At 65.9% G+C, this 2051-nt stretch carries 3 protein-coding genes; all 3 read left to right on the top strand.

Going from position 1 to position 2051, the window contains the following annotated elements:
- The first annotated feature begins 5 nt into the window (after nucleotides 1–5).
- Nucleotides 6–173 carry a sirohydrochlorin chelatase gene (locus AC1D2K_RS33910; protein ID WP_478094728.1) on the top strand — a complete coding sequence of 56 codons (168 nt, stop codon included), beginning with the start codon at nucleotides 6–8 and terminating at the stop codon, nucleotides 171–173.
- Nucleotides 174–236: 63 nt separating this feature from the next.
- Complete coding sequence (locus AC1D2K_RS33905) at nucleotides 237–1178, top strand: CysB family HTH-type transcriptional regulator (protein ID WP_478094727.1); 942 nt, start codon at nucleotides 237–239, stop codon at nucleotides 1176–1178.
- Nucleotides 1175–2051, top strand: an 877-nt coding sequence (locus AC1D2K_RS33900) for a methionine aminotransferase (protein WP_478094725.1), incomplete at its 3' end; no start/stop codon positions are given. The genes AC1D2K_RS33905 and AC1D2K_RS33900, both read left to right, overlap by 4 nt.

Raw genomic sequence — 2051 nt, 5'->3', positions numbered from 1 at the left:
TCCGGGTGGTGCCCCTCTTCCTGGGCATGGGCCGGCATGTGCGCGAAGACCTGCCACGGCTGGTCGACGAACTCCGGGCCCTTCGGCCGGAGGTCGAGTTCTCGCTGCGCCCGGCCGTGGGCGAAGATCCCGACGTGATCGCCTTGCTGGCGCAAAAGGCACTCGAATTCTGAATTTGCAGCGATTTTCATAGACCGAGAAGGCATAATGAATCCGAAAATAATACGGAATCTGTTATGAATCTTCATCAGTTCAAGTTTGTCCAGGAAGCCGTGCGCCGCAACCTGAACCTGACCGAAGCTGCCAAGGCGCTTCACACCTCGCAGCCGGGCGTGTCGAAGGCGATCATCGAGCTCGAGGAAGAACTCGGCGTCGAGATCTTCGCCCGCCACGGCAAGCGCCTGAAGCGCGTCACCGAACCTGGCCAGCACGTGCTGGCGAGCATCGAACTCATCATGCGCGAAGTGGGCAACCTCAAGCGCATCGGCGAGCAGTTCAGCGCCCAGGACAGCGGCACCCTCTCGATCGCCACCACGCACACCCAGGCGCGCTATGTGCTGCCGKTGCCGGTGGCGAAGCTGCGCGAAGCCTATCCGAAGGTCAATGTGAGCCTGCACCAGGGCTCGCCCGACCAGGTGGCGCGGATGGTGATCGACGAGATCGCCGAGATCGGCATCGCCACCGAATCGCTGGCCGACTACGCCGAACTCGTGACCATGCCCTGCTACGAGTGGCAGCACGTGCTGGTGCTGCCGCAGGGCCATCCGCTGGCGGACAAGGAACGCATTTCGCTCGAGGACCTGGCTTCCGAGCCGATCATCACCTACCACCCGTCGTTCACGGGGCGCACGCGCATCGACCACGCCTTCGCGCAGAAGAAGCTGGCGCCGCGCATCGCGCTCGAGGCGATCGACTCGGACGTCATCAAGACCTACGTGCGGCTCGGCCTCGGCGTCGGCATCGTCGCCGAGATGGCGGTGCGCGACGACTCCAACGCCGACCTCGTGGTGCGCCCGATGGGCCACATCTTCGGCGTCAACATTGCGCGCGTGGCCTTCAAGCGCAGCGCCTACCTGCGCAACTTCGTCTTCAAATTCGCCGAGCTGCTCTCCGACCGGCTCGACCGCAACCTGATCGCCAAGGCCTTGAGCGGTCACCACCAGGACTACGAACTGTGAGCAGAGCGATCGCCCGCACCCCCGAGGTACTCACCAAGCTGCCTGCAGTGGGCACCACGATCTTCACCGTGATGTCGGCGCTGGCCGCCGAGAAGAACGCGGTGAATCTCGGTCAGGGCTTTCCGGATTTCAACTGCGACCCCAAGCTGCTGCAGGCCGTGACCGACGCCATGGCGGCGGGCCACAACCAGTATCCGCCGATGCCCGGCATCCCGCCGCTGCGCGAAGCGATCGCCGACAAGATCGAGACGCTGTACGGCCACCGCTACGACCCGCAGAGCGAGATCACGGTCACCGCCGGCGCCACCCAGGCCATCATCACGGCGATCCTCGCGGTGGTCCGCCCGGGCGACGAGGTGATCGTGCTGGAGCCCTGCTACGACAGCTACGTGCCGAACATCGACCTGGCCGGCGGCACCGTCGTTCGCGTGCCGCTCACGCCCGGCAGCTTCCGGCCCGACTTCGCGAAGATCGCCGCGGCGCTGTCGCCGCGCACGCGCGCGATCATCGTCAACACGCCGCACAACCCGAGCGCCACGGTCTGGACCGAGGCCGAGATGCGCCAGCTCGAAGACCTGCTGGCGCCCACCGACGTGCTGGTGATCAGCGACGAGGTCTACGAGCACATGGTCTACACCGGCGCGCGGCACGAGAGCGCGGCCCGTTTTCCCGGCCTGGCGGCGCGCAGCTTCATCGTCAGCAGCTTCGGCAAAACCTACCACGTGACCGGCTGGAAGGTCGGCTACGTGGCGGCGCCGGCCGCGCTGAGCGCCGAATTCCGCAAGGTGCACCAGTTCAACGTCTTCACGGTCAACACGCCGATGCAGCACGCGCTGGCCCGCTACATGGCCGATCCGGCGCCCTACCTGGAGC

This window comes from Variovorax sp. P1_H12_2 (assembly GCF_056405335.1).
Note: the sequence above shows the minus strand (reverse complement) of the source record. Positions and strands in the feature narration are given on the sequence as shown.